We start from the raw sequence: 20,594 nt of genomic DNA, 5'->3' as shown, positions 1-20,594 counted from the left end.
CCCATGACTCTCGGCTCCACCACGCTCCGCGCGCCGGCGCCCGCCGCCGCCCCCGCCCCCACGTCCGCCGCCGCCCGGACCGCCCGCCGCCGCGCCCTGCTGCACTGGGTGGCCGTGCACTCGCTGGCCATCGCCGCCGCGCTGTTCTTCCTGCTCCCGTTCGTCTTCGTGTTCCTCACCTCGGTGATGACCGACCGCCAGGCGCTGACCGGCGACCTCTGGCCCACCTCCTGGGAGTGGGGCAACTACCTGTTGGTCTGGCGGGCGCCCGGCTTCCTCACCTGGTGGCGCAACACCCTGCTCTACGCGGGCCTGGGCACCCTGCTGACGGTCGTCTCCAGCCTGCCGGTGGCGTACGCACTGGCCAAGTTCCGCTTCCGGGGCCGCAACCTCGCCCTGATGGCGGTCATCTCGATGATGATGCTGCCGCCGCAGGTCACCGTCATCCCGATGTACCTGTTCTGGGCGAAGCAGCTGCACCTCAGCGGCGGCCTCTGGCCGCTGATCATCCCGATGGCCTTCGGTGACGCCTTCTCCATCTTCCTGCTGCGGCAGTTCCTGCTGACCATCCCCAAGGAGTACGTCGAGGCCGCCAAGCTCGACGGCTGCGGGGACTTCGGGACGCTGCTCAAGGTGGTGCTCCCGATGGCCAGGCCCGCCGTCGCGGCGGTGGGCCTGTTCCAGTTCTTCTACGCCTGGAACGACTACTTCGGCCCGCAGATCTACGCCAGCGAGAACCCCGGCGCCTGGACCCTCTCGTACGGCCTGGAGTCCTTCAAGGGCGCCCACCACACCAACTGGAACCTCACCATGGCGGCCACCCTGCTGGTGATGGCGCCGGTGATCATCCTCTTCTTCTTCGCGCAGAAGGCCTTCATCGAAGGCGTGACACTGACAGGGGTCAAGGGCTGATGCCGATCAACTTGAAGCTCGCCATCGTCGGCGGTGGCTCCACCTACACCCCCGAACTCATCGACGGCTTCGCCCGGCTGCGCGACACCCTGCCGGTCGGCGAGCTCGTCCTGATCGACCCGGCGGCGGACCGGCTGGAGCTGATCGGCGGCCTGGCCCGGCGGATCTTCGCCCGGCAGGGCCACGGCGCGCGGGTCACCACCACCACCGACGTCGCGGCGGGCGTCCCGGACGCGGACGCCGTACTGCTCCAGCTGCGGGTCGGCGGGCAGGCCGCGCGCGACCGGGACGAGACCTGGCCGCTGGAGTGCGGCTGCGTCGGCCAGGAGACCACCGGCGCCGGCGGGCTGGCCAAGGCGCTGCGGACCGTCCCGGTGGTGCTGGACATCGCCGAGCAGGTACGCCGCAGCAGCCCGGACGCATGGATCGTCGACTTCACCAACCCCGTCGGCATCGTCACCCGGGCGCTGCAGAACGCCGGGCACAAGGCCGTGGGCCTGTGCAACGTGGCGATCGGCTTCCAGCGCAAGTTCGCCCGGCACCTCGGCGTCGCCCCCGAGCTGGTCCGGCTGGACCACGTCGGGCTCAACCACCTCACCTGGGAGCGCGGTGTCACCCTGCTCGACGCCCCCGGCGCGGCGGGCGGGCGCGAGGTGCTGCCGGAGCTGCTGGCCGGCTTCGGCAAGGAGATCGCCGAGGACCTGCACCTGCCGCTGCCCGTCATCCAGCGGCTCGGCGTCGTCCCCTCGTACTACCTGCGGTACTTCTACCAGCACGACGAGGTGGTGGCGGAGCTGAGGGCCGGCGGCTCGCGGGCCGCCGCGGTCGCCGCGATCGAGCGACGGCTGCTGGAGATGTACGCCGACCCCACCCTGGACACCAAGCCGGAGCTCCTCGGCGAGCGCGGCGGCGCCTTCTACTCGGAGGCCGCCGTCCAGCTGATCGCCTCGCTGCTGGGCACCGACGGCGGCACCGGCGTGCAGGTCGTCAACACCCGCAACGACGGCATCCTGCCCTTCCTGCCGGACGACGCCGTGATCGAGGTGCCGGCCGAGGTGGACGCCACCGGCGTACGCCCGCTGCCCCAGCGCCCCGTCGAGCCGCTGTACGCCGGACTGATCGCCGGCGTGACGGCCTACGAGCAGCTCGCGCTGGACGCCGCGCTCCGGGGCGGCCGCGACCGGGTCTTCGACGCCCTGCTCGCGCACCCGCTGGTCGGGCAGCTCGACCTGGCGGACCGGCTCACGGACCGGCTGATCGCGCACAACCGCGAGCACCTCGCCTGGGCCTGAGGCCGGCCGCGTGGGCGGGCGGGCGCCCGTGGGCGGCGGGCCGGGCGCCTGCGGGCCGGGCGCTGCGCGGCTCGCGGCGCCCGCCCGGCCGAGAACGCCGAGAGCGAAGCAGCACCCTCAACCCGGTCGGGACGACGCCCGGGACACGTACGAGCGCGGGGATCCGATGACCCACCAGAGCGAACCACACCTGCCGGGCGTCCTGGCGATCGACGCCGGGAACAGCAAGACCGACGTCGCCCTGGTGAGAGCCGACGGCGCCGTCCTCGGCACCGCCCGCGGCGGTGGCTTCGAGCCCCACCGGACCGGCGGCCCGGCGGCCGTCGCGGGCCTGGCGCCGCTGGTCGAGGCCGTCGCCGCGCAGGCCGGACTCACCCTCGGATCGGTCCTCACCAGCCATGTCAGCGCCTGCCTGGCCAACGCCGACCTGCCGGTGGAGGAGCGGCTGCTGCGCGCCGCGATCCAGGACCGGTCATGGGGCCTGAGCACCACCGTCGCCAACGACACCTTCGGCCTGCTGCGGGCCGGCACCGACGGGCCGCGCGGCGTCGCGGTCGTCTGCGGCGCCGGGATCAACTGCGTGGGCCTGCTCCCCGACGGACGCACCGCGCGCTTCCCCGCCCTCGGTGAGCTCACCGGCGACTGGGGCGGCGGGCACGGCCTGGCCACCGCCGCCATGTGGCACGCCGTCCGCGCCGAGGACGGCCGGGGCCCCGCCACCGCCCTGGCCGGTGCCATCGCCGGGCACTTCGGCCTGCCCGCCGCGAGCGCCGTCGCCGAAGCGATGCACCTCGGCTCGATCGAGCGCGCCCGGCTGCACGAGATCGTCCGGGTGCTGTTCGCCACCGCAGAGGCGGGGGACGCCCGGGCGCAGAGCCTGATCGACCGCCAGGCCGACGAGATCACCCGGCTCGCCGTCGTCGCCCTCACCCGCCTGGACCTGCTGGAGGAACCGACCCCGGTGGTGCTCGGCGGGGGCGTGCTGGCCTCCCGGCAGCCGCTGCTGATCGACAACGTCACCGCCCGGCTGCGGGCCGCCGCGCCGCGCGCCGAGCCGCGCGTCGTCGTCGCGCCGCCCGTGCTCGGCGCCGCCCTGCTCGGCCTGGACCACCTGGCCGGCCTCGGCCTCGGCGGCGGCCCCCGGGCCCAGGCCCGACTGCGCGACACCTACGCCATGCCCCATCCGGTGGCCGCCTGACGCCGCGCCACCACCCCTGGACCATCGGCCGGACGGGCCCGCACGCCCGTCCGGCCGGTGCACACCATGGTGGCACCGATGCACCTGAGGTCTCCACGCCCCGCCTGACGCCGCCGCCCCCGTGGACGCCTGCACGGCCAGAGGCATCTGACGCCGTATCATCTCGTGGCATGGCATCCGCTGAGCTGATCCGTATCGTCTCCCGTTCCTCGCCGATGGCGCTCGCGCAGGTGGAGCGGGTCCGTGCCGAGCTGGGGGCGTCGCATCCGGGGGTACGCACGGAGGTGGTGCCGGTCACGACGTCCGGTGACCGGTGGATGGGGGATCTCGCCGCGCTCGGCGGGAAGGGGGCGTTCACCAAGGAGGTGGATGCCGCGCTGCTGGCGGGCGAGGCGGACCTCGCGGTGCACTGCCTCAAGGACGTGCCGGCCGACCGGCCGCTGCCCGCCGGGACGGTGTTCGCCGCGTACCTGCGCCGGGACGACATCAGGGACGCCGTCGTCCACCCCGGGGGCCTGACCCTGGACGAACTGCCGGCCGGGGCCCGGATCGGCACCTCCTCGGTGCGCCGGATCGCCCAACTGGCCGCCTCCCACCCGCACCTGGCGTGCGTCCCGATCCGGGGCAACGCCAACAGCCGGCTCGCCAAGCTGGCCGCCGGGGAGGCGGATGCGCTGCTGCTGGCCGTCTCCGGACTGGAGCGGATCGGCGAGAGTGGGCGGATCACGGAGATCCTGCCGCTGGAGAGCATGTGCCCGCCGATCGGCGCCGGCATCCTGGCCCTGCAGTGCCGCGAGGACGACGCCGCCACCATCGCGGCGGTGTCGGGCCTCGGCCACCCCGGCACCTGGCGCGAGGCCACGGCGGAGCGGATGTTCCTGCACGTCCTGCAGGGCCACTGCAACTCGCCGATCGCCGGCTACGCGAGCGCCGAGCCGGACGGGCGGCTGTCGCTGCGCGGGCGGGTGTTCTCCCCGGACGGCAAGCGGGTGCTGGACGCCCATGAGTGGGCGGGCGCGCTCAGCCCCGAGGACCTCGGCACCTCCACCGCGCTCGCACTCAAGCGCCAGGGCGCGCAGGAGCTGATCGCCGCCATCCCGCACTGACCCCGATCGGCTCGGCCCCGGCTCACCCGCGGCCAACGGAATTCGATTGCCCCGCGCCTGCCGGGCGGGGTATTCAGAGCCTCATGATTCAAGGCGGCAAGGTCGGGCTGAGGGCCCGGCAGGAGAGCGACGTCCCCGTCCTCCACGGCGAGCTGTACAACGACGTCCGCACCCGCTCGCGGGGTGACTCCCGGCCCTGGGTGCCCATCGCACCCGACGCCACGGAGTCCCCGTTCGCGATCGGCGCGCCGTCACCGGAGGCGGCGCTCTTCTCGGTGGTCGAACTGGAGACGCAGGAGCTGGCCGGCGAGGCCCTGCTGTGGGGTATCGACACCCACAACCGCACCGCGCACCTGGGCATGTCTCTGCGTCCCGCGTTCCGGGGCCGCGGCCTCGGCGGCGACGTGGTGCGGGTCCTGTGCGAGTACGGCTTCGCGGTGCGCGGCCTTCAGCGGCTGCAACTGGAGACGCTCGCCGACAACACCCCGATGATCGCCGGCGCGACCGGCGCCGGCTTCACCCTGGAGGGCACCCTGCGCCGCGCCGCCTGGGTGTACGGGGAGTTCGTCGACGAGGTCATCCTCGGCCTGCTCGCGCAGGAGTGGACGGCCCGGGGCAAGGGCTGACCCCGCACCGCCGACCCACGCCACCGGCCGCCGCAGGGGCGGTGACAGGAGAGTTCTGTCGGGCGAGCCACCGGCCGGAGCTCGGGCTCCCGCACCGCGCCTGCCTCGCCTCCGTCAAGGGATCAGCACGCGCTTCAGGCGTTCGAGTTCGACCAGGATCCGGCGCCCCTGCGGGCCGATGCCCCGCACCACGTCCCGGGCCAGGTGCGGGCCCGCGGGCAGCACGTGCTCGGCACCGCCGGCCTGGACGGTCATCGCCGTCAGATCATGCGTGATCACGTCGTGCAGCTCCAGCGCCATCCTCGTGCGCGCGGCCCCGCGTCCCAGCTCGGTGCGGGCCGTCGCGGCGCGGCCCGCCAGCTCGGCCAGCTCCGCCCGCCGGGCCCGCGCCCACCACCCCCAGGCCCAGCAGAGCAGGAAGGGCAGCGAGTACAGCGCGGCGATGCTCACCCGGTCCCAGGCCGAGAACCGGTCGAGCTCGCCGTCGGCGACTCCCCGCCACACGGCCAGCGGTCCGACGGACAGCGCGCTCGCCAACGTGGCCAGGGCCAGCCGAGGAGAGCCGGAGCAGGCGCCCCAGCGGGCCAGTACGAGATAGCCGACGATCAGGATGCCCGCCTGGGCCCCTCCCAGCAGTTGCCCGCCGCCCAGCGCGACCGCGACCAGGACGGCGGTGTCCGGATGGGCGCGACGCAGCAGCATCAGGCCCGCGAACAGCACCCCGACGGCCAGGCGGCCGACGTGCTGCCAACCGACCGGCCCCGGCAGCGTGGCCGCCGACCACCCGCCCAGCACGAGCAGGCACAGCGCCCAGCTGCCGTCGTCGACGGCGGGGCGGCCGAGGAACCACGCGTGAAGTCGGTGCATGCTGCCAACGTAGACAGCCGGTGACTGACACGGAGTCAGCCGCCGAGACGATCCGCCCTCCTCCCCGGGAGGTACCCGGCGGCCGGGGACGTCGAGTGGCCGGCGCACGTCGGCCGATCGGACGAAGTGCCGGAGCCGTTCGGGCGGTGGCCGCCGTGCGGGGGCGTGCGTCACCGGCCCCGGCCGGGTAGCAGTGGGGCCGTCCGGATTCCCCGCAATGCACAGCGCCCGCCCGCCCGGAGGCCACCCATGCGCATCCGCACCACCCTGGGAGCGCTCGCCGGCGCGCTCGTGCTGCTCACCTCGGCTCCGGCTGCCCACGCCGCCGCCGCCGCCGCCGGCAGCATCGGCTACGTCGACCGCGAGGGCCACCCGCAGACCATCAAGCACCCGAAGCCCGGCTGCATCAACCTCCCCACGTACGCGCAGGAGGTCACCAACGACACCGACGAGTCGATCACGCTCTTCCACGACACGGACTGTCAGGGCCTCGACGGCTTCGAGACGGAGGTCAAGCCGGAAGAGACCGGGACCGGGGACTTCTGGTACAGCATCTACGTCAGGTAGTGGGGGCGCTTCAGGCGGGGAACTCGTCGGCGCGGATCCCGGCTACGAAGGACTGCCAGGCGGCGGAGGTGAAGACGAGCGCCGGACCGTCCGGGTCCTTGGAGTCACGCACCGGGACGAGGCCGGGGAACCCGGGGGCCACCTCGATGCAGTCGCCGCCGTTGCTGCCGCTGTAGCTGCTCTTGCGCCAAGCCGCCGCGCTGAGATCGTCGTGGTTCGTCATACGCGTTGCACCTCTCCATCTCGCCGGTGATCAAGGCAGCAGATTCGCGGACCGAGAGCACGTCCGCCCGTAGCACATCATAGGCTCGCGCGTGTTGAGCGATCACTGACGGATCGTTGTTGAAGTGACCTCGCTCCAGACTCTCGGAGTAGATCCACTGCTCGCCGTCGGGCAGCGTGACCAGGGTCAGGGAGGTGTCAGGCATCGTCGGAGCATCCAAGTCGAAGGGCGCAACCTGGAGAATGACGTTGGAGCGCTCGGCAACCTCCAGTAGGTAAGCCAACTGCTCCCGCATCACGGACAGTCCGCCCACCGGACGGCGGATCGCGCTCTCGTCCAGCACCACCACCAGGAGCGGCCCGTCCGCAGCAAGGAAGCGACTCTGCCGACTCAGTCGTGCTGCCACCAGCTCTTCGATGTCCGTACTCTCCGAAACCCTACGTCCGAAGAGTGCACGAGCGTAGTTCTCGGTCTGCAAGAGGCCGGGGATCATCTGGACCTGGAACTTCCGCAGCGCCACTGCCCTGGACTCCATCGCGGCGAACCGCTTGAACCAGTCGGGATGTTCGACCTCCGCGTACCAGTCGACCTTCTCCCACATCCGGAACAGCCGTCCGGCCGCGTTCAGCACCTCGTCGCAGCGCCGTACGAAGTCGTCCTGCGGCACCCGTGAGCCGTTCTCGACGTGCGTGACCAGCGTCCGATCGCAGTGCAGCTGCTTCGCCAGCTGCGCCTGGGAGAGGCCCACGAGTTCGCGTTCGTGCCGGAGCTCCGAGCCGAACAGTTCGGCCGAACTCGCCGTCGAACCACCCTTCCCGGACTTGCGACGCCCCATCTCCCCAACCCCCAAGTGACATTAGGCCGACGACACTCGCCGATCACTCGTCACGCTAGTCCCACCCACCGATGATTGGTGGCAGAACGAAGTTGCATGCTCGCTTTCCGTGAGCACGATGGGCCTCGCGCGCCCCCTCTTCGGTCTCACGCATCCATTCGAACGTTTGGCCCGGAGGTGGCCTCCCCCATGCCCGAAACACTCGACAGACCACCCGCCGTAGCCAGCGAAGAGGCTTGCTGGCTTCCGCGTCACCGCAGGTCGGCGAGCTCGGCCCGGCACCTGCTGCGCGCCTTCCTCGCGGGCCGCCGGGGCGGCCAACGATTCAGCGAGATCGGCGAGTTGCTGCTGAGCGAGCTGGTGACCAACGCGATCGAGCACGCCCGGGTACCGGCCGGCCGGCTGATCGAGGTCCGCTTCGAGCTTCGGGAGGACCACCTCCGGATCGAGGTGCACGATGCGAGCGGCGAGCAGCCGACCGTTCGCCCCGGGGCGGCGGGGGACGACGAGTCGGGGCGCGGGCTGCTGCTGGTAAGGGAGTTGTCGACCGCATGGGGCTGCTGCCCGCGCCCGGGCGGGATCGGGAAGTACGTGTGGGCGCTGCTCGCGGCCGCCGACCCGGAGGTGGCGGCGTGACGGGCGGCGCCACCAGCGGCGCCCCGACGCCGGACCCACTGCCGCGTCGGCCGCGCCCACACCCGCGTCCGGCCGAGCGGTGGCCGAGGATCGCCTTCGAGCTGGGACGCGACCGACTGGCCGAGGCGTGGTGGCTGAGCGACCTGGCGTACGGCAGCGGCGTACCGCTCGCGGAGCTGAAACCGGACGAACTGCTGGCCGCCGCCGAACGTGCCGTCCGGGACGGCGCCGAACTGGTCGCCCTCCTGGAGGCCCTCGACCACGCCCTTCCGGACCCCCGCCCGCAGACCCTCGCCGAGGTGCTGGCACCCGTCCGCGCCTACCTGCTCTGGGCATTGGACGCCGACGTCACCTTCGAGGGCGCGTCGGTGTTCGCCGGTGAGATCGGCCGGGCCGGCCGGGCCCCGGTCCGCGTCCGGGTCGAGCTCCAGGCCGGTGAACCGGACCTCGGCCGGTTCTGAACCCTCACCGTCCTCCTGGCAACTATCCTGATAGTACGGGCAGTTGATGGAGGGGTAGCGATGCAGGCGTACTCGTGGGCCACCCATGCATGCCAGGACTGCGGGCACCTCCGGCATCAGCATCAGAACTACCGGCGGCACTGCGCGAACGGCTGCCCGTGCGCGCGGTTCTGGCCGGAGAAGGAGTCGGTGGCGCTCGGACCGGAGCCCTGCGCGCTGTGCGGCCACGTGCGCCACCTCCACCGAGACGAGGGATGCCCGGACTGCCGGTGCGGCGAGAAGGAGGAGGATCGACCCCCCTGGGAGCGCCCGGAAGCCAGGGGGGACTGGTTCTGATGGCAGCCGTGCCGATCTTGGCCATCGGGGCCGTCGTGATGGTGATCCTGCTGACCCTCGTCTACCTCCGCAGCGCTCCGGCCGAGGCGTGCCGGGAGTGCCGGCACCGGCCCGCCGCCCACAGGGACGGGGTCGGGCGGTGCAAGGGCGACGACTTCGACCGCCGTGCACCGAAGCCCAACGGACGGACGTGCAGCTGCCTTTGGTACCGCTAGGGCCGGCCACCGGGCCGGGACGCACCGCCGTGCACCTGCACCACCTCGCTGCCCGCTGCCGACCCCCGCGGGTGGCGATTCCGCGCCACTGCTTCAAGCGGTTGATGCATCGTTCGGCCGTGTTGCGCTGCTTGTAGGCCGCGCAGTGGCCTGGATCTCGTGTCAGAGCACGCGGTTGCGGTGTGTTCGGCCAGGTCCTCTTCTCGGGCGGGCGTCGGCAGAGGCGGCCACTGGGGCGTCGGTTGCCATCTGGCGGCTACTGCATCAGCTCGATGTGGGGATGCTCCGGCGCCGCCGGGCAGAAGTAGATCTGCTGTTTGTGGCCGCTGCCGATCTGGATCGCGGTCGGTTGCATCAGGTCGCGGTAGCGGGGGTCAGTCGAGGACGCGGCGGCTTGGTCTTCGTACGGGATCCAGCTGCGGTTGCTGCTGTCCCATTCGAACGTGTCGATGCTCAGCAGCGGGTCCATCGGGGTGTCGCACGCGGGGCAGGGCCGGGGAGCGGGGTCGGTGTAGCCCCACATGGGCCAGCCGCCGACCTTCCAGCCGGGGGCGACGGACAGGTGGCTCCCATAGAACGAATCCGGGTAGGGGGCGTAGGAGCTGTCCACACCGGCGTCGGCTGCCTGCCAAATGCTCCAATCCCCGATCTGCTCTCGCAGTTCCCTACTCAACTCCATGGGGCTGGGGTACTCGGTGACCTGCTCCGGCGCGAGCACGCACGGCTCCGGCACGTATTCCTCGACCACCAGGGGCGGCTCCGGGGGTGAGGTGAGGATCTCGGTGACAGCGGCCGCGGACCGCCAGACCAGCACGGTCCTGGGCATGTACTTCTCCGGAGGGTGGTCGAAGGGACACCACAGCACCTGGAGCAGATCCGCCCCGGCCTGCGCGGGCGGGCGCAACAGGGGGATGTCACGCACGTAGAGCTGGGCCAGGGGCAGCAGGGCGACCGGGCCCTCAAGCCACGTGCTGTCGTGCCACGTTTCGTCGGAGTTGAGCCGGTCCAAGACCGCTTGCTCCTCAGGCGTGTACTGGGGAACATGGGGATCGCCGTCCGGGTGCATCGCCTCGCTCGCCCGGATGCGCTGCCGCAGGCGCAGCTCAGCCAGCGCGTGGTCCCCACCCTCGTGCGGGGCGTCGCAGTGCGGCCACGGGTCGTCGGCGGGCCACAGCAGTGGCCCGCCGATCGAACTGTCGTGCGCCGAAGGAGCTCCACGGCGGGGATGCAACCGGGTCGCCGTGCGTGCCAGCGGGGCCAGTTGGGGGAAGACCGCGGTGACGTCGAGCGGTCGCGGCGGGGTACGGACGACATTCATAGCGACGATGCTGCCAGCGCCCTCTGACACTGGGAGTACCGATCCACGACAGCTGACACCAAGCAGCTCACTGGGTGGACCAGAGAAGATGCCTGCGGTATGGAGCCCGGCCAGATGCGGCATGGTTCGATCCGCGCCCTCTACGCGTCGGTGATCTAAACGAAACGGCCTAGTCCTGGGCCTTCGGCTGGGTGAAGCGGATGCGGTTCCCGAAGGGGTCGCGCAGGCCGCAGTCGGTCCCGTACGGACGCTCGGTCGGCTCCTCGGTGAACTCGACGCCCTTGGCCAGCAGCGTCTCGTACGTCTTGCGGCAGTCGTCCGTGTTGAAGATGAGCCAGCCGCCCATCGCGCCCTTGGTGACCAGCTCGCGGACCTGCTCCGCCGTCTCCTCGGACATCGCGGGCGCGCCCGGCTTCTCCAGCAGGATCTGGCGCTCCGGGTGGCCGGGGATGCTGACGGTCAGCCAGCGCATGAAGCCCAGCTCGACGTCGGCGCTGACCTCCAGGCCGAGCTTGCCGACGTAGAAGTCGAGGGCCTCGTCCTGGTCGAGGACGTAGATCTGTGATTGCGTGATGGCGTTGAACATGTGCACCACGCTAGTCGCGGGGCCGGCCGGATACTTCTCCGAAACTGCTCTGTCTGCCGGCGATGCAGCTGGTGAAGGCTGGTGCGCGCGGGGCGGCGGCCGGTCAGGCGCTCGGGCGGGTCCACGCCATCGTGAAGCAGGTCGGTACGCGCGCCGCCACCGCTTCCTTGCGGTACGCGCGCGGCGACCGGCCGACGATCTCGCTGAACGTCCGGCTGAAGGTACCCGGGCTGCCGAAGCCGACCTCGAAACAGATGTCCGTCACGCTGCGGTCGGTCTCCCGCAGCAGGAACATCGCGCGCTCGACCCGGCGTCGTTGCAGGTAGCGGTGCGGGGTCTCGCCGAACGTGGCCCGGAAGGTGCGTATGAAGTGCGCCGGGGACACCAGGGCGATCCGGGCCAGCGCCGGAACGTCCAGCGGCTGCGCGTAGGCGCGGTCCATCGCGTCCCGGGCGCGCAGCATGCGGCGGTTCGTCTCTTCCACGGCGCGGCTCACGGCGCCATCACACCACGGTGCGGTGGGCCTGACCAGTCGCGTCCGAGTCGGCGCCCGCATCCGCGTCCGCGTCCGGGGAGTAGTCGTACTCGTCGACGTCCAGGAACGCGCCGGTGGCGGCGAGGAACGCCGGCACGTCACGGTTCAGGTGCCGGCCGAGCACCACGCGGCGGAGTGTCCTGCCTCGGGCGTGCGCCGCGACGCCGCCGCACTGGTGCGTGAGACGTCGGCCCGGCTCCTGCGGCCGGCATCGACCCGGGCTCGTCGCACCCCGGCCCGCCGGCCTTCTGCTCCGGGGACGGCGGGGTGGGTCAGCCGGTGAGGTGGCGGGTGAGGGCTGTGACGGTGACGGCGATGGCCACCACCAGGAGGAAGGGGGCGCGGCGCCAGACGGCCAGGCCGGCTGCCGCCATGCCGGCGGCGCGGGCGTCGAGGGTGAGGCCGCCGACGTCGCCGAAGGTCTGGAGGGCGGTGAGCGCGGCGAGCAGGGCCACCGGGATGAGGGCCGCGTACCGGCGGACGGTGGGGCGTTCGAGCAGGTGGGCGGGGATGCTCAGGCCGAGCAGCTTGAGCAGGTAGCAGCCGAGGGCGGTGGCGGCGACGGCGATCCAGGTGGTCGTCCAGGTGCTCATGCCGCACCGCCCCTGCGGCCGGTGGCGGCCAGCACGATCGGCACGGCGGCGATCGAGAGCAGCACCGGCACGCCGGTCGGCAGCACCGTCGTGGCGGCCAGGGCCAGTACCGCGCCGAGCAGTGCGACCCGCAGTTCGGTCGCGCCCTCGCGCAGCCGGGGTGCCAGCAGCGCGAGGAAGACGGCGGGGCCGGCCGCGTCGAGCCCGTACACGTTCGGGTCGCCGAGGGCGTCGGCGCCGAGGGCACCGGCCAGGGTGCAGATGTTCCAGGTGGCGAAGAGGGTGAGGCCGGTGACCGTGAAGCCCAGCCGGGCGCCGCGGCGGTCGGCGCGGACCAGGGCGACGGCGGCGGTCTCGTCGATCATCAGATGCGCGGCGAACGGCCGCTCAAGCCGGGAGAAGCCCAGCCGCGCGCCGAGCCGCAGGCCGTAGAAGGCGTTGCGGGCGCCGAGGAAGAGCGCCCCGATCACGGCCGCCGGCAGGGCGGCCCCGGCCGCCAACGAGGCGACCAGGGCGAACTGCGAGGCCCCGGTGAACACCAGCAGGCTGAGCGCGCAGGTCTGCCAGGTGGTGAGGTGCGCGGCCGTCCCGGCGACCCCGCAGGCGAGCCCGGACACCCCGACGGTGAGCCCGATGCCCAGTGAGTCACGGACGATGGCTCTGGTTGGCTCGGCGGGGGCGGCCGGAGCCTCGGGTTCTACGCTCATCCAGGCATCCTGCGTGCGTCCGCCCGGGGTGTCCAGCGCGGGTGGGGTGTCTGCCCGCGCGCGGCGCCGGCGGCGCAGGGCGAAGGCCAGGCGCCGCGGTGACCTGCGGCTACGCCGGGCCGCCGGCTACACCGGGCCGTCGGCGCCGCCCTCCCGGCCGCGGAAAGTGCGGCGGTACTCGCGGGGCGCGACGCCCACCCGCCGTACGAAGGCCGGGCGCAGCGAGACCGCCGAGCCGAAGCCGCAGCGGACGGCGATCTCGTCGACCGGCAGGTCGCTCTCCTCCAGCAGCCGCTGGGCGGCCAGCACCCGCTGTTCGAGCAGCCAGCGCAGCGGGGTGGTGCCGGTGGCGTCGACGAACCGGCGGGCGAAGGAGCGCTCGGACATCAGGGCCAGGCCGGCCATCCGGCGGACCGTCCAGGCGGTGTCGAGGGCGCCGAGCACCTCGGCGCGGACCCGGGCGAGCGGGTCCGCCCGGCCGCTCTCCTCGGGGACGGGGGACGGTATGAACTGGGCCTGGCCGCCGGAACGGAACGGCGCGGTGACCATGGCGCGGGCGATCGCGGCGGCGGCCTGCTGGCCGTGTGCGGCTCGCACCAGGTGCAGGCAGAGGTCGATCCCGGCGGCCACCCCGGCGGAGGTCCAGACCGAGCCGTCGCCGGTGAACAGCACCTCGGGCCGGACGTCCACGGCCGGGTGGCGCTCGGCGAGCCTGGACGCGAGCCACCAGTGGGTGGTGGCGGTGCGGCCGTCCAGCAGTCCGGCTTCGGCGAGCACGAACGCCCCGGCGCAGAGCGAGGCGAGCGGGATGCCCCGGCGGTGGACGGCGCGCAGCGCGTCCAGCACGGCGGGGGCGGTGGGGGCCACCGGGTCCTCGATGCCGGGCACGATCACCAGCTCGCAGTCGAGCAGGGCGTCCAGGCCGTGGTCGGGGCGGCGCTCCAGGCCGCCGCTGAGCCGCACCGGGCCGCCGTCGGGGCCGCCGGGGCCGCAGACCCGCAGGTCGTAGGTGGGCAGGCCGGGACGGGAGGCCCGGTTGGACCACACCTCACCGATCACGGCGTAGTCGAAGGCGCGGACGCCGTCGAAGATCAGGCAACCGACTTCACGCATGGCAGGAATGTATCGATCGGTGGCACCGGCGCCCCTCACGGGTCCGGCAGGGCGCGCAGCACGATGGACACATGACGAACACCAGTGCCTTCGACGCCCCGCTCACCCTCGCCCCCGACGCCGTCCTGATCGTGATCGACGTCCAACAGGGCTTCGAGGACCACGAGTTCTGGGGCACGCGCGACAACCCGGACGCCGAGAAGCGGATGACCGCCGTGATCGACGCCTGGCAGAGCACCGGCCGGCCGATCGTGACGGTGCAGCACGCCTCGACGGGCGGGCCGCTGGCGCCGGGCACGCCCGGGTACGAGCTCAAGCCGGAGGTGGCCGGGGTCCGGGCCGACCTGCACATCACCAAGACCGTCAACTCCGCCTTCTACGGCACCCCGGACCTGCACGAGTGGCTTCAGCAGCGGGGCGCCGAGCAGTTGGTCGTGATCGGGATCATGACCAACGTCTGCAACGAGACCACGGCGCGGATGGGCGGCAACCTCGGGTACGACGTGGTCTTCCCGATCGACGCCATGCACACCTTCGGCATGGCCGGCCCGGACGGGGAGACCATCCCGGCCGCCGAGCTGGCGCGTGCCACGGCGGCGACGCTGCACCACATGCGGTTCGCGAAGGTGGTCACCACCGAGGCCGTCCTGGCGGCGGCGGGCAACTGACGGACGACCGGCAACGGCCCCTCGCGCGGGCGGCGTCCCACGAGCGCCGCCCGCAGCCGCGTCCCTCGCAGCCCCGTGCGCCGCAGCCCCGCGCACCCCAGCTCCGTGCGCCGCAGCCCCGCGGACCCGGGGTCGGCCGGCCCGGTCGATTCGCCGGGCCGCGTATCGAACTGGTGAACATTTGGACAGCTGGGCGCTATGCCCGGGTTTGGCCGTTGAGGGCGACCCACGCACCTCACTACGCTCGCCCGGCCCCACCCGCCCTGTCGCGGGAGGGTCCCAACCACACAGGGGAGCACGCCGGATGGCGATCCGTAAGTCCACCATGCAGGAGCAGGTCGCCCAGGCGATCGCTGCCATCGAGCCGACCGACCGGCCGATAGTCACCTTCCACACCATCACCGGGCCGAGCCCTTGGCTGATGAACGCACTCGGCCTGATCGGCCAGCTCTTCGTGAAGTACTACTTCGTCACGCTCACCGAGCGGGTCGTCGTCGTGCACCGCGCCTCGCGGATGAGCAACCGCCCGCAGGAGCTGCTCTACGTGGTGCCGCTGGAGCAGGCCCGCGTGGTGGTCTCGGACATCAAGCGCAACCCGCTGTGGAGCTCGCTGCGCTTCCACTTCCCCAACGAGGAGAAGCCCACCCGCCTGAACGTCGCCCGCTACTGGCGCTCGGAGCTGGACGTCTTCGTGCCGGCTCTGACCGGGCAGCGGATCGCGGGCTGAAGCCGGCCGCCCGCCCCTGGACGGCGCCCCCATGTGGGGGCGCCGTCCGGTCGCTCCTGCGGCCCGTGTGCCGCGCGGCTACGGCTGCGGCTGTGCACCCGGGCGCTCCGGCGGACGGTCGGCATCTGCGTCAGCCCGACCGGCCGGCCCCCGAACTCACAGCCCGTGGCTGCGGGCCCAGTCGGCAAGGTGGCGTGCGCAGTCGTCGACGGACGCACGCCAGGTACGGTCCGCGCCCGCGCCGGCCTCGTCGCTGACGTGCTTCACCAGCCGCACGGGCACCCCGGCGCGCTGGGCTACCGTCGCCACCGCGTAGCCCTCCATGTCGACCAGGTCGGCGGTCAGCGCGAGCCGCTCGCGGGCCTCCGGGTCGGAGACGAACAGGTCGCCGGTGGCCAGCACGGGTCCGGCGACGTCGCTGACGCTGATCGGGGCGCCGTACGTACGGCCGGTGAGGGCATACAGCCCGGGGGTGTCGATGTCGTGCTGGAGCACCTCGGCGACCTGGTGGGTGCCCGCCCAGCCGGGGCGCAGCGCACCGGCCGTACCCAGGTTGACGATCTCGCTGGGCCGCTCGGCCCGGGCCAGGACGGTGGCGACCGCCGAGGCCGCGTTGATCTTCCCTATGCCGGTGAGCAGCACCGGCAGGCCGTCGCCGAGGTACACGGCCTCCTCCTTGACGGCGACGACGAGGAGCGGACGGTCGGCTGAGATCGTTCCAAGCAGGCGCATGGCGTCCATCGTACGGAGCGGGGGCGGCCCGTCGGGCGGGATCCCGGCCCGGGGCCACCCGGGGGAACCGCATAGGGTGCATCCCGCGTCGCCCTGATCGCGGCCCGCCCTCCACGGGCGAGCCGGCCCCGTGGGTGAAAGCTCAAGATCGGCGCAAGTGCGGTGTGGCTGTCCGAGTGGCGGGCCATACTGCTGAGGCGGGCCGGGCCCCGAGCACGGGGCGGTCACTGGGGAAGGTGGGGCGGGTGGCTACACCAGAACGCACGGAGGAGCAGGGCCCAAGACCGGGCACCACGGCCGCACCGGCCGTGACAGCACCGGCCACGCCATCGAACGCGACGTCGAACGCACCGGCAAAGGCCGCACCGGCCGCCGCACCACCGGCGGGGGCGTCGAGGCTCAGCCCGGCAGCCGTCCGCGCGCGACTGCGCCGCGCGGCCGCCCACGCCCCCGGCCGGCTCAGACTGGCCGGCGCCCTGCTGGCCGCGCTGACCCTGGCGTTCGGAGTCCTGACGGCCTGGCAGACCCACTCGCGGGCACAGGCCGCGGACCGGGTGGTCTCCTACAGTGAGCCGCTCAGCCAGGCCGCCGCCGACATCCACCGCTCGCTCGCCGACGCGGACACCACCGCGGCCACCGGCTTCCTGCTGGCGGGCAGCGAGCCCAAGCCGGTACGCCAGCGCTACGAGGACGACATCGCCACCGCGTCCCGGCTGATCGCCGAGGCCGCCGCGCGGACCACCGCCTCCTCCCCCGCCCAGCAGTGGCTCTCCGCCCTCAACCAGCAACTGCCCGTCTACGCGGGCCTGGTGGAGAGCGCCCGGGCCAACAACCGGCAGGGCTACCCGCTCGGCGGCGCCTACCTGCGGTACGCCTCCGAGCAGATGCGCGGCACCCTGCTGCCGGCCGCCGAGAAGCTCGCCGCCGCGGAGAACCAGCAGCTGGAGCGGGACTACGCGGACGCCCGCGCGGTGCCGTGGGCGTCCTGGGCCCTGGGGCTGCTGGCGCTGGCGGCGCTGGTGCTGGTGCAGCAGGTGCTCTACCGCCGCACCAACCGGGTCTTCAACCTCGGCCTGCTCGGCGCCACCGCCTCGATGCTGGCCGCGCTGCTCTGGCTGGGCGCCGGCGGCCTGGTCGTGGACGGCCGGCTGGCCGACGGCGAACGCCTCGGCTCGACGCCGCTGCGCGCGCTGAACACCGCCCGGGTCGACGTGCTGACCGCCCGGCTGGCGGAGAACCTGCACTTCGTCGCCCGCGGTTCGAGTACCAAGTACGCGGAGCTCTGGGGGAAGACCACCGAGGGGCTGGCGGGCCGGCCCGGCCCGGACGGCAGCCGCGACGCCCGCGCCGGCACGCTCGCCCAGGCGGAGCAGCTCGCGCCCCGGGACGCCGCGGACGCCGTACGCCGGGCCCGCGAGCAGTTCACCGTCTGGGACGAACGGCACAACGGCGCCGTGAAGGCCGAGAGCGTGGACGGCAACTACCAGGCCGCCGTGGACGCCACCATCACCACCGGGGAAGCCGACATCCCCAAGACCTCGGACGCCGCGTTCGCCGCCGCCGACCGGGATCTGGCCCAGGCCGCGACGGTGGAACAGGCGAGCTTCCTGGCCTCCGCCCGGGGCACCGGCGGGCTGCTGAACACGATGTCCGTCGGCGCGGGCGTGCTCGCGCTGCTGGCGGCCGTCTGCGCACTGCGCGGCCTCGGCCGCCGACTGGCCGAGTACCGGTAGAGGGGGCGGGGAGATGACGATGCGCAGAACACCGCGGCTGAGCCCGATCACCAGGGGCGCCCTGGCGGCGGCCACCCTGCTGGCCGTCGGGTTCGCGGCGGCCGGCCAGGACGGCACCGGGGGCTCCGCCCCGTACGGCTACGGCCCCGCGCCGGCGCAGCTTCGGCCGGCCGGTGCCGCCGTCCGGCTCGACCAGGCGGCCGACGACTGCGACGTGACCAGGAGCGTGCCGGCCAGCAGCGAGGACGGCCCCGCCGTCAAAGCGATCAAGGACCGGAAGACCCTGGTCATCGGCGTCGACCAGAACAGCTACCGCTGGGGCGCGCGCAACCCCTCGACCGGCGAGATCGAGGGCTTCGACATCGACCTCGCCAGGGCGATCGGCACCGCCATCATGGGCTCCCCCGACAAGGTCACCCTCAAGACCGTGCCGACGGCCGAGCGGATCAGGTTCATCCAGGAGGGCAAGGTCGACCTGATCGTCCGCACCATGACGATCACCTGCGACCGGCTCAAGGACGTCGCCTTCTCCAAGCCGTACTTCAGGACCGGCCAGCGCGTCCTGGTGCCCAAGTCCCTGGGTGCCCGGACCATCGACGAGGCGCTGAAGGGCCGGACGGCCTGCGCGGCGAGCAAGTCCTCGGCCGAGGAGGAGCTGCGTCAGAACCCGCGCGGCTCCACCCTCGTCACGGTGGAGAACCAGCTGGACTGCCTGGTCCTGATGCAGCTCGGCAAGGTCGACGCGACGATGACCGACGACGGCCTGGCGGCCGGCCAGGCCGCCCAGGACCAGACCGTCACCGTGCTGGACCAACCGCTGCGCCCGGCCGTCATGGGCGTCGCGGCGAAGAAGGAGAACACCGACCTGGTCGCCCGGGTCAACCAGGTGCTGAACGGCTACCTCGCCGACGGCTGGGAGCAGAGCTTCGACAGGTGGCTCAAGCCGACCATGCACGAGGACTCCGCCAGGTTCCGGCCGTGACCGCCGGTAGCACCGGCGGCAGGGGCCGCACCGGCAGCACGGGCAGCCCCGGCAGCACGGACGGAGCCGTGACGCCCGGCCGGTGACCCCGGAGCAGTACCTCCTGGCAGTACCCCCGAGCCGCACCCCGCGGCCGTGACCCGCGTGACCCGAAGTGGAGAGGAAGGACCAGGCGTTGGCAGGATCTGCTGGCCCGGCGATGAGCCGGGAGGAGGTGGACCGCGTTCTGGCACGTCTCGGCGCGGAGCGCGACGCCGTCGAGACGGCGCTGCTCGCGCTCCAGGACCACCCCGGCCGCCGGCTGCTGGAAGGCGCCGCGCTGACCGGGCGCACCGAGGAGCGCTGGTCCGTCGCCGGGCAGGGGCTGCCGCTGCTCTGGTCGCTCTTCGACCGCTACTCCGAGGCGCTCGCCTCGGCCCGGGCGGTGCGCGCCCGACGGGCCAAGCCCGGCGCGGCCGAACTGGCCGAGCTGAACGAACTGCTCAGCGGCCCCGCCGTGACCGTCCCCGGCGGCAGCCTGCCGGACGGGCCGCAGCTGCTCGGCGCGCCGGCCAGGCTGGTGGAACAGGTCAGCCTGGCCGAGCTGATGGACCGGATGAACGCCTGGTACGCCACCGTGCTGGAGGTGGTCAACGCCGCCGACGCCGTGTGGTCCGCCCTGCCCGCCAGGATCGACCTGCTGCTCGCCGAGCTGCGCCGGGTGCAGACGCTCGGCGCCTCACTCGGGGTGCGCCCCGGTACACACCCGCTCGGTGACGACCTGATCGTGCTGGAGCACGAGCTGACGGAGCTTCGCGCCGAGGTGCTGAGCGACCCGCTGGCGCTCTGGCGGCCCAGCCGGGTGCCCGCGCAGCGCGGCACGGTGCCAGAGGGGAGCGCGATGGCCGCGCCGTCCGGCGTGGTGGACACCACGCGCTTCGACCGGGCCGGGCGCGCGCTGGACGGCATCCGACTGGAGCTGGAGGGCCTGCTGCGGCTGCGCGACGACGCCGAGGAGCGCCTCCAGGGCGTGGGCGACCTGCTGCAACGGGCCGACGCCACCCTCGCCGAGGCCCGCCGGGCCCGCGGCGAGGTGCTGGCGAAGATAGCCGCCACCGAGGTGCCGGCCGTGCCCGGCCCCGCCTCGGCGCTGCGCGAGCGGGTGGTGCTGGCGCTGGAGTTGCGCCAGAGCGGCCAGTGGCACCGTCTCGCGCCACTGCTGGACGCCCTGGAGGACGCCGCCGCCAAGGAGTTGGGGCGGGCCAGGCAGGCACTCACCGAGGTGACCCAGCCGCTGGCCGTACGGGCCGAGCTGCGCGGACGGCTGGACGCGTACCGGGCGATGGCCGCCCGGCTGCGGGTCGCCGAGGACCCGGAGGTCATCGAGCGCTACGAGAAGGCCCGCTGGCTGCTCTGGAGCGCGCCGTGCGACCTTCGGGCGGCGGCGGGCGCGGTGGCCCGCTTCCAGCACGCCCTGCGGCCCGTCGACGGCGGTGCGGGGCGGGGCCGACGACCGGCGGAAGAGGGGCCGGCGGGCGAACGACCCGCGGGCGAGGGGCCGGCGGGCGGCGGCCCGGCCGGCCAGGGACAGATCGGCGACGGACAGATCGGCGACGGACAGCACCACGGACAGGGGGCCTGAGTTCG

The 20,594-nt window shown here is 73.3% G+C and carries 25 protein-coding genes and 1 pseudogene; 14 read left to right on the top strand and 12 right to left on the bottom strand.

Features of this window, described 5'->3' with window-relative positions:
- The first annotated feature begins 3 nt into the window (after positions 1 to 3).
- The 5 genes from ACIBH3_RS11115 (at position 4) to ACIBH3_RS11095 (ending at position 5,134) form a co-directional block, all read left to right on the top strand.
- A complete protein-coding gene (locus ACIBH3_RS11115) occupies positions 4 to 912 on the top strand; it encodes a carbohydrate ABC transporter permease (protein WP_396311649.1) in 909 nt (302 codons plus the stop codon).
- 11 nt (positions 913 to 923) lie between these two features.
- Positions 924 to 2,204: a 6-phospho-beta-glucosidase gene (locus tag ACIBH3_RS11110; RefSeq protein WP_396311841.1), complete on the top strand. Its 1,281-nt coding sequence runs from the start codon at positions 924 to 926 to the stop codon at positions 2,202 to 2,204.
- Between the two features lie 166 nt (positions 2,205 to 2,370).
- A complete protein-coding gene (locus tag ACIBH3_RS11105; RefSeq protein WP_396311648.1) occupies positions 2,371 to 3,402 on the top strand; it encodes an N-acetylglucosamine kinase in 1,032 nt (343 codons plus the stop codon).
- A 170-nt stretch (positions 3,403 to 3,572) separates the two neighbouring features.
- Complete coding sequence (gene hemC, locus ACIBH3_RS11100; RefSeq protein ID WP_396311647.1) at positions 3,573 to 4,508, top strand: hydroxymethylbilane synthase; 936 nt, start codon at positions 3,573 to 3,575, stop codon at positions 4,506 to 4,508.
- Positions 4,509 to 4,591: 83 nt separating this feature from the next.
- Entirely contained in the window at positions 4,592 to 5,134 is a 543-nt protein-coding gene (locus ACIBH3_RS11095) for a GNAT family N-acetyltransferase (RefSeq protein WP_396311646.1), read from the top strand.
- Positions 5,135 to 5,248: 114 nt separating this feature from the next.
- On the opposite strand, the gene ACIBH3_RS11090 is transcribed toward ACIBH3_RS11095, so the two are convergent.
- Positions 5,249 to 6,001: a histidine kinase gene (locus ACIBH3_RS11090; RefSeq protein WP_396311645.1), complete on the bottom strand. Its 753-nt coding sequence runs from the start codon at positions 5,999 to 6,001 to the stop codon at positions 5,249 to 5,251.
- Between the two features lie 249 nt (positions 6,002 to 6,250).
- Here ACIBH3_RS11090 and ACIBH3_RS11085 point away from each other — a divergent pair, with 249 nt between their 5' ends.
- Positions 6,251 to 6,568, top strand: coding sequence for a hypothetical protein (locus tag ACIBH3_RS11085; RefSeq protein WP_396311644.1), 318 nt, complete (start codon positions 6,251 to 6,253; stop codon positions 6,566 to 6,568).
- A gap of 10 nt (positions 6,569 to 6,578) precedes the next feature.
- Here ACIBH3_RS11085 and ACIBH3_RS11080 read toward each other — a convergent pair whose 3' ends face one another.
- Complete coding sequence (locus ACIBH3_RS11080; protein ID WP_396311643.1) at positions 6,579 to 6,710, bottom strand: DUF397 domain-containing protein; 132 nt, start codon at positions 6,708 to 6,710, stop codon at positions 6,579 to 6,581.
- Positions 6,673 to 7,626: a Scr1 family TA system antitoxin-like transcriptional regulator gene (locus ACIBH3_RS11075; protein WP_396311642.1), complete on the bottom strand. Its 954-nt coding sequence runs from the start codon at positions 7,624 to 7,626 to the stop codon at positions 6,673 to 6,675. Before ACIBH3_RS11075 ends, ACIBH3_RS11080 begins: the two co-directional genes overlap by 38 nt.
- 189 nt (positions 7,627 to 7,815) lie before the next feature.
- Here ACIBH3_RS11075 and ACIBH3_RS11070 point away from each other — a divergent pair, with 189 nt between their 5' ends.
- The 3 genes from ACIBH3_RS11070 (at position 7,816) to ACIBH3_RS11060 (ending at position 9,274) form a co-directional block, all read left to right on the top strand.
- Positions 7,816 to 8,262 carry an ATP-binding protein gene (locus ACIBH3_RS11070; protein WP_396311641.1) on the top strand — a complete coding sequence of 149 codons (447 nt, stop codon included), beginning with the start codon at positions 7,816 to 7,818 and terminating at the stop codon, positions 8,260 to 8,262.
- Entirely contained in the window at positions 8,259 to 8,723 is a 465-nt protein-coding gene (locus tag ACIBH3_RS11065; protein ID WP_396311640.1) for a hypothetical protein, read from the top strand. The genes ACIBH3_RS11070 and ACIBH3_RS11065 overlap by 4 nt, the downstream gene beginning before the upstream one ends.
- Before the next feature lie 344 nt (positions 8,724 to 9,067).
- Positions 9,068 to 9,274: a hypothetical protein gene (locus ACIBH3_RS11060; protein ID WP_396311639.1), complete on the top strand. Its 207-nt coding sequence runs from the start codon at positions 9,068 to 9,070 to the stop codon at positions 9,272 to 9,274.
- Positions 9,275 to 9,341: 67 nt separating this feature from the next.
- On the opposite strand, the pseudogene ACIBH3_RS11055 reads toward ACIBH3_RS11060, so the two are convergent.
- The 8 genes and pseudogenes from ACIBH3_RS11055 to ACIBH3_RS11020 form a co-directional block, all read right to left on the bottom strand.
- A pseudogene (locus ACIBH3_RS11055) lies at positions 9,342 to 9,521 on the bottom strand (IS5/IS1182 family transposase); the annotation flags it as partial.
- Positions 9,522 to 9,530: 9 nt separating this feature from the next.
- A complete protein-coding gene (locus tag ACIBH3_RS11050; protein WP_396311638.1) occupies positions 9,531 to 10,592 on the bottom strand; it encodes a hypothetical protein in 1,062 nt (353 codons plus the stop codon).
- Positions 10,593 to 10,761: 169 nt separating this feature from the next.
- Positions 10,762 to 11,178 (bottom strand): VOC family protein, encoded by a 417-nt coding sequence (locus tag ACIBH3_RS11045; protein ID WP_396311637.1) that lies wholly within the window; start codon positions 11,176 to 11,178, stop codon positions 10,762 to 10,764.
- A gap of 103 nt (positions 11,179 to 11,281) precedes the next feature.
- Positions 11,282 to 11,674, bottom strand: a complete 393-nt coding sequence (locus tag ACIBH3_RS11040; RefSeq protein ID WP_396311636.1) for a helix-turn-helix domain-containing protein — start codon at positions 11,672 to 11,674, stop codon at positions 11,282 to 11,284.
- Positions 11,675 to 11,681: 7 nt separating this feature from the next.
- Complete coding sequence (locus tag ACIBH3_RS11035) at positions 11,682 to 11,840, bottom strand: hypothetical protein (RefSeq protein ID WP_396311635.1); 159 nt, start codon at positions 11,838 to 11,840, stop codon at positions 11,682 to 11,684.
- A 145-nt stretch (positions 11,841 to 11,985) separates the two neighbouring features.
- Positions 11,986 to 12,306, bottom strand: a complete 321-nt coding sequence (locus ACIBH3_RS11030; RefSeq protein ID WP_396311634.1) for an AzlD domain-containing protein — start codon at positions 12,304 to 12,306, stop codon at positions 11,986 to 11,988.
- On the bottom strand, positions 12,303 to 13,013 hold the full coding sequence (locus tag ACIBH3_RS11025) for an AzlC family ABC transporter permease (RefSeq protein ID WP_396311633.1): 711 nt from the start codon (positions 13,011 to 13,013) through the stop codon (positions 12,303 to 12,305). The genes ACIBH3_RS11030 and ACIBH3_RS11025 overlap by 4 nt, the downstream gene beginning before the upstream one ends.
- A 126-nt stretch (positions 13,014 to 13,139) precedes the next feature.
- The gene (locus ACIBH3_RS11020; protein ID WP_396311632.1) at positions 13,140 to 14,126 is read right to left on the bottom strand and encodes a GlxA family transcriptional regulator; all 987 of its coding nucleotides are present in this window, start codon (positions 14,124 to 14,126) and stop codon (positions 13,140 to 13,142) included.
- Between the two features lie 71 nt (positions 14,127 to 14,197).
- Between ACIBH3_RS11020 and ACIBH3_RS11015 the strand changes: the two genes are divergently transcribed.
- Both ACIBH3_RS11015 and ACIBH3_RS11010 read left to right on the top strand, forming a co-directional pair.
- Positions 14,198 to 14,794: a cysteine hydrolase family protein gene (locus ACIBH3_RS11015; protein ID WP_396311631.1), complete on the top strand. Its 597-nt coding sequence runs from the start codon at positions 14,198 to 14,200 to the stop codon at positions 14,792 to 14,794.
- Between the two features lie 304 nt (positions 14,795 to 15,098).
- Positions 15,099 to 15,521: a hypothetical protein gene (locus ACIBH3_RS11010; protein ID WP_396311630.1), complete on the top strand. Its 423-nt coding sequence runs from the start codon at positions 15,099 to 15,101 to the stop codon at positions 15,519 to 15,521.
- A 156-nt stretch (positions 15,522 to 15,677) separates the two neighbouring features.
- Here ACIBH3_RS11010 and ACIBH3_RS11005 read toward each other — a convergent pair whose 3' ends face one another.
- Entirely contained in the window at positions 15,678 to 16,253 is a 576-nt protein-coding gene (locus tag ACIBH3_RS11005) for a nucleosidase (RefSeq protein WP_396311629.1), read from the bottom strand.
- Positions 16,254 to 16,498: 245 nt separating this feature from the next.
- On the opposite strand from ACIBH3_RS11005, the gene ACIBH3_RS11000 reads away from it, so the two are divergent.
- The 3 genes from ACIBH3_RS11000 to ACIBH3_RS10990 all read left to right on the top strand — a co-directional run bounded on the left by ACIBH3_RS11000 (position 16,499) and on the right by ACIBH3_RS10990 (position 20,589).
- Entirely contained in the window at positions 16,499 to 17,986 is a 1,488-nt protein-coding gene (locus tag ACIBH3_RS11000; RefSeq protein WP_396311628.1) for a hypothetical protein, read from the top strand.
- Between the two features lie 19 nt (positions 17,987 to 18,005).
- Entirely contained in the window at positions 18,006 to 18,968 is a 963-nt protein-coding gene (locus ACIBH3_RS10995; protein ID WP_396311627.1) for a glutamate ABC transporter substrate-binding protein, read from the top strand.
- A gap of 199 nt (positions 18,969 to 19,167) precedes the next feature.
- Complete coding sequence (locus ACIBH3_RS10990) at positions 19,168 to 20,589, top strand: hypothetical protein (protein WP_396311840.1); 1,422 nt, start codon at positions 19,168 to 19,170, stop codon at positions 20,587 to 20,589.
- Positions 20,590 to 20,594 lie beyond the last annotated feature (5 nt).

The organism is Kitasatospora sp. NPDC050543, from assembly GCF_044457565.1.
In the GTDB taxonomy this organism is placed as follows: domain Bacteria; phylum Actinomycetota; class Actinomycetes; order Streptomycetales; family Streptomycetaceae; genus Kitasatospora.
This window is presented reverse-complemented; position numbering and strand designations above follow the sequence as displayed.

Excerpts from the sequence above, each read along its gene's own strand:
- ACIBH3_RS11010 (WP_396311630.1), top strand. The coding sequence starts at position 15,099 with ATGGCGATCCGTAAGTCCACCATGCAGGAGCAGGTCGCCCAGGCGATC.
- ACIBH3_RS11115 (WP_396311649.1), top strand. The coding sequence starts at position 4 with ATGACTCTCGGCTCCACCACGCTCCGCGCGCCGGCGCCCGCCGCCGCC.
- ACIBH3_RS11030 (WP_396311634.1), bottom strand. The coding sequence starts at position 12,306 with ATGAGCACCTGGACGACCACCTGGATCGCCGTCGCCGCCACCGCCCTC.
- ACIBH3_RS11075 (WP_396311642.1), bottom strand. The coding sequence starts at position 7,626 with ATGGGGCGTCGCAAGTCCGGGAAGGGTGGTTCGACGGCGAGTTCGGCC.
- ACIBH3_RS10990 (WP_396311840.1), top strand. The coding sequence starts at position 19,168 with ATGAGCCGGGAGGAGGTGGACCGCGTTCTGGCACGTCTCGGCGCGGAG.
- ACIBH3_RS11090 (WP_396311645.1), bottom strand. The coding sequence starts at position 6,001 with ATGCACCGACTTCACGCGTGGTTCCTCGGCCGCCCCGCCGTCGACGAC.
- hemC (WP_396311647.1), top strand. The coding sequence starts at position 3,573 with ATGGCATCCGCTGAGCTGATCCGTATCGTCTCCCGTTCCTCGCCGATG.
- ACIBH3_RS11015 (WP_396311631.1), top strand. The coding sequence starts at position 14,198 with ATGACGAACACCAGTGCCTTCGACGCCCCGCTCACCCTCGCCCCCGAC.
- ACIBH3_RS11050 (WP_396311638.1), bottom strand. The coding sequence starts at position 10,592 with ATGAATGTCGTCCGTACCCCGCCGCGACCGCTCGACGTCACCGCGGTC.
- ACIBH3_RS11025 (WP_396311633.1), bottom strand. The coding sequence starts at position 13,013 with ATGAGCGTAGAACCCGAGGCTCCGGCCGCCCCCGCCGAGCCAACCAGA.
- ACIBH3_RS11045 (WP_396311637.1), bottom strand. The coding sequence starts at position 11,178 with ATGTTCAACGCCATCACGCAATCACAGATCTACGTCCTCGACCAGGAC.
- ACIBH3_RS11095 (WP_396311646.1), top strand. The coding sequence starts at position 4,592 with ATGATTCAAGGCGGCAAGGTCGGGCTGAGGGCCCGGCAGGAGAGCGAC.
- ACIBH3_RS11085 (WP_396311644.1), top strand. The coding sequence starts at position 6,251 with ATGCGCATCCGCACCACCCTGGGAGCGCTCGCCGGCGCGCTCGTGCTG.
- ACIBH3_RS11105 (WP_396311648.1), top strand. The coding sequence starts at position 2,371 with ATGACCCACCAGAGCGAACCACACCTGCCGGGCGTCCTGGCGATCGAC.
- ACIBH3_RS11070 (WP_396311641.1), top strand. The coding sequence starts at position 7,816 with ATGCCCGAAACACTCGACAGACCACCCGCCGTAGCCAGCGAAGAGGCT.
- ACIBH3_RS10995 (WP_396311627.1), top strand. The coding sequence starts at position 18,006 with ATGCGCAGAACACCGCGGCTGAGCCCGATCACCAGGGGCGCCCTGGCG.
- ACIBH3_RS11020 (WP_396311632.1), bottom strand. The coding sequence starts at position 14,126 with ATGCGTGAAGTCGGTTGCCTGATCTTCGACGGCGTCCGCGCCTTCGAC.
- ACIBH3_RS11005 (WP_396311629.1), bottom strand. The coding sequence starts at position 16,253 with ATGCGCCTGCTTGGAACGATCTCAGCCGACCGTCCGCTCCTCGTCGTC.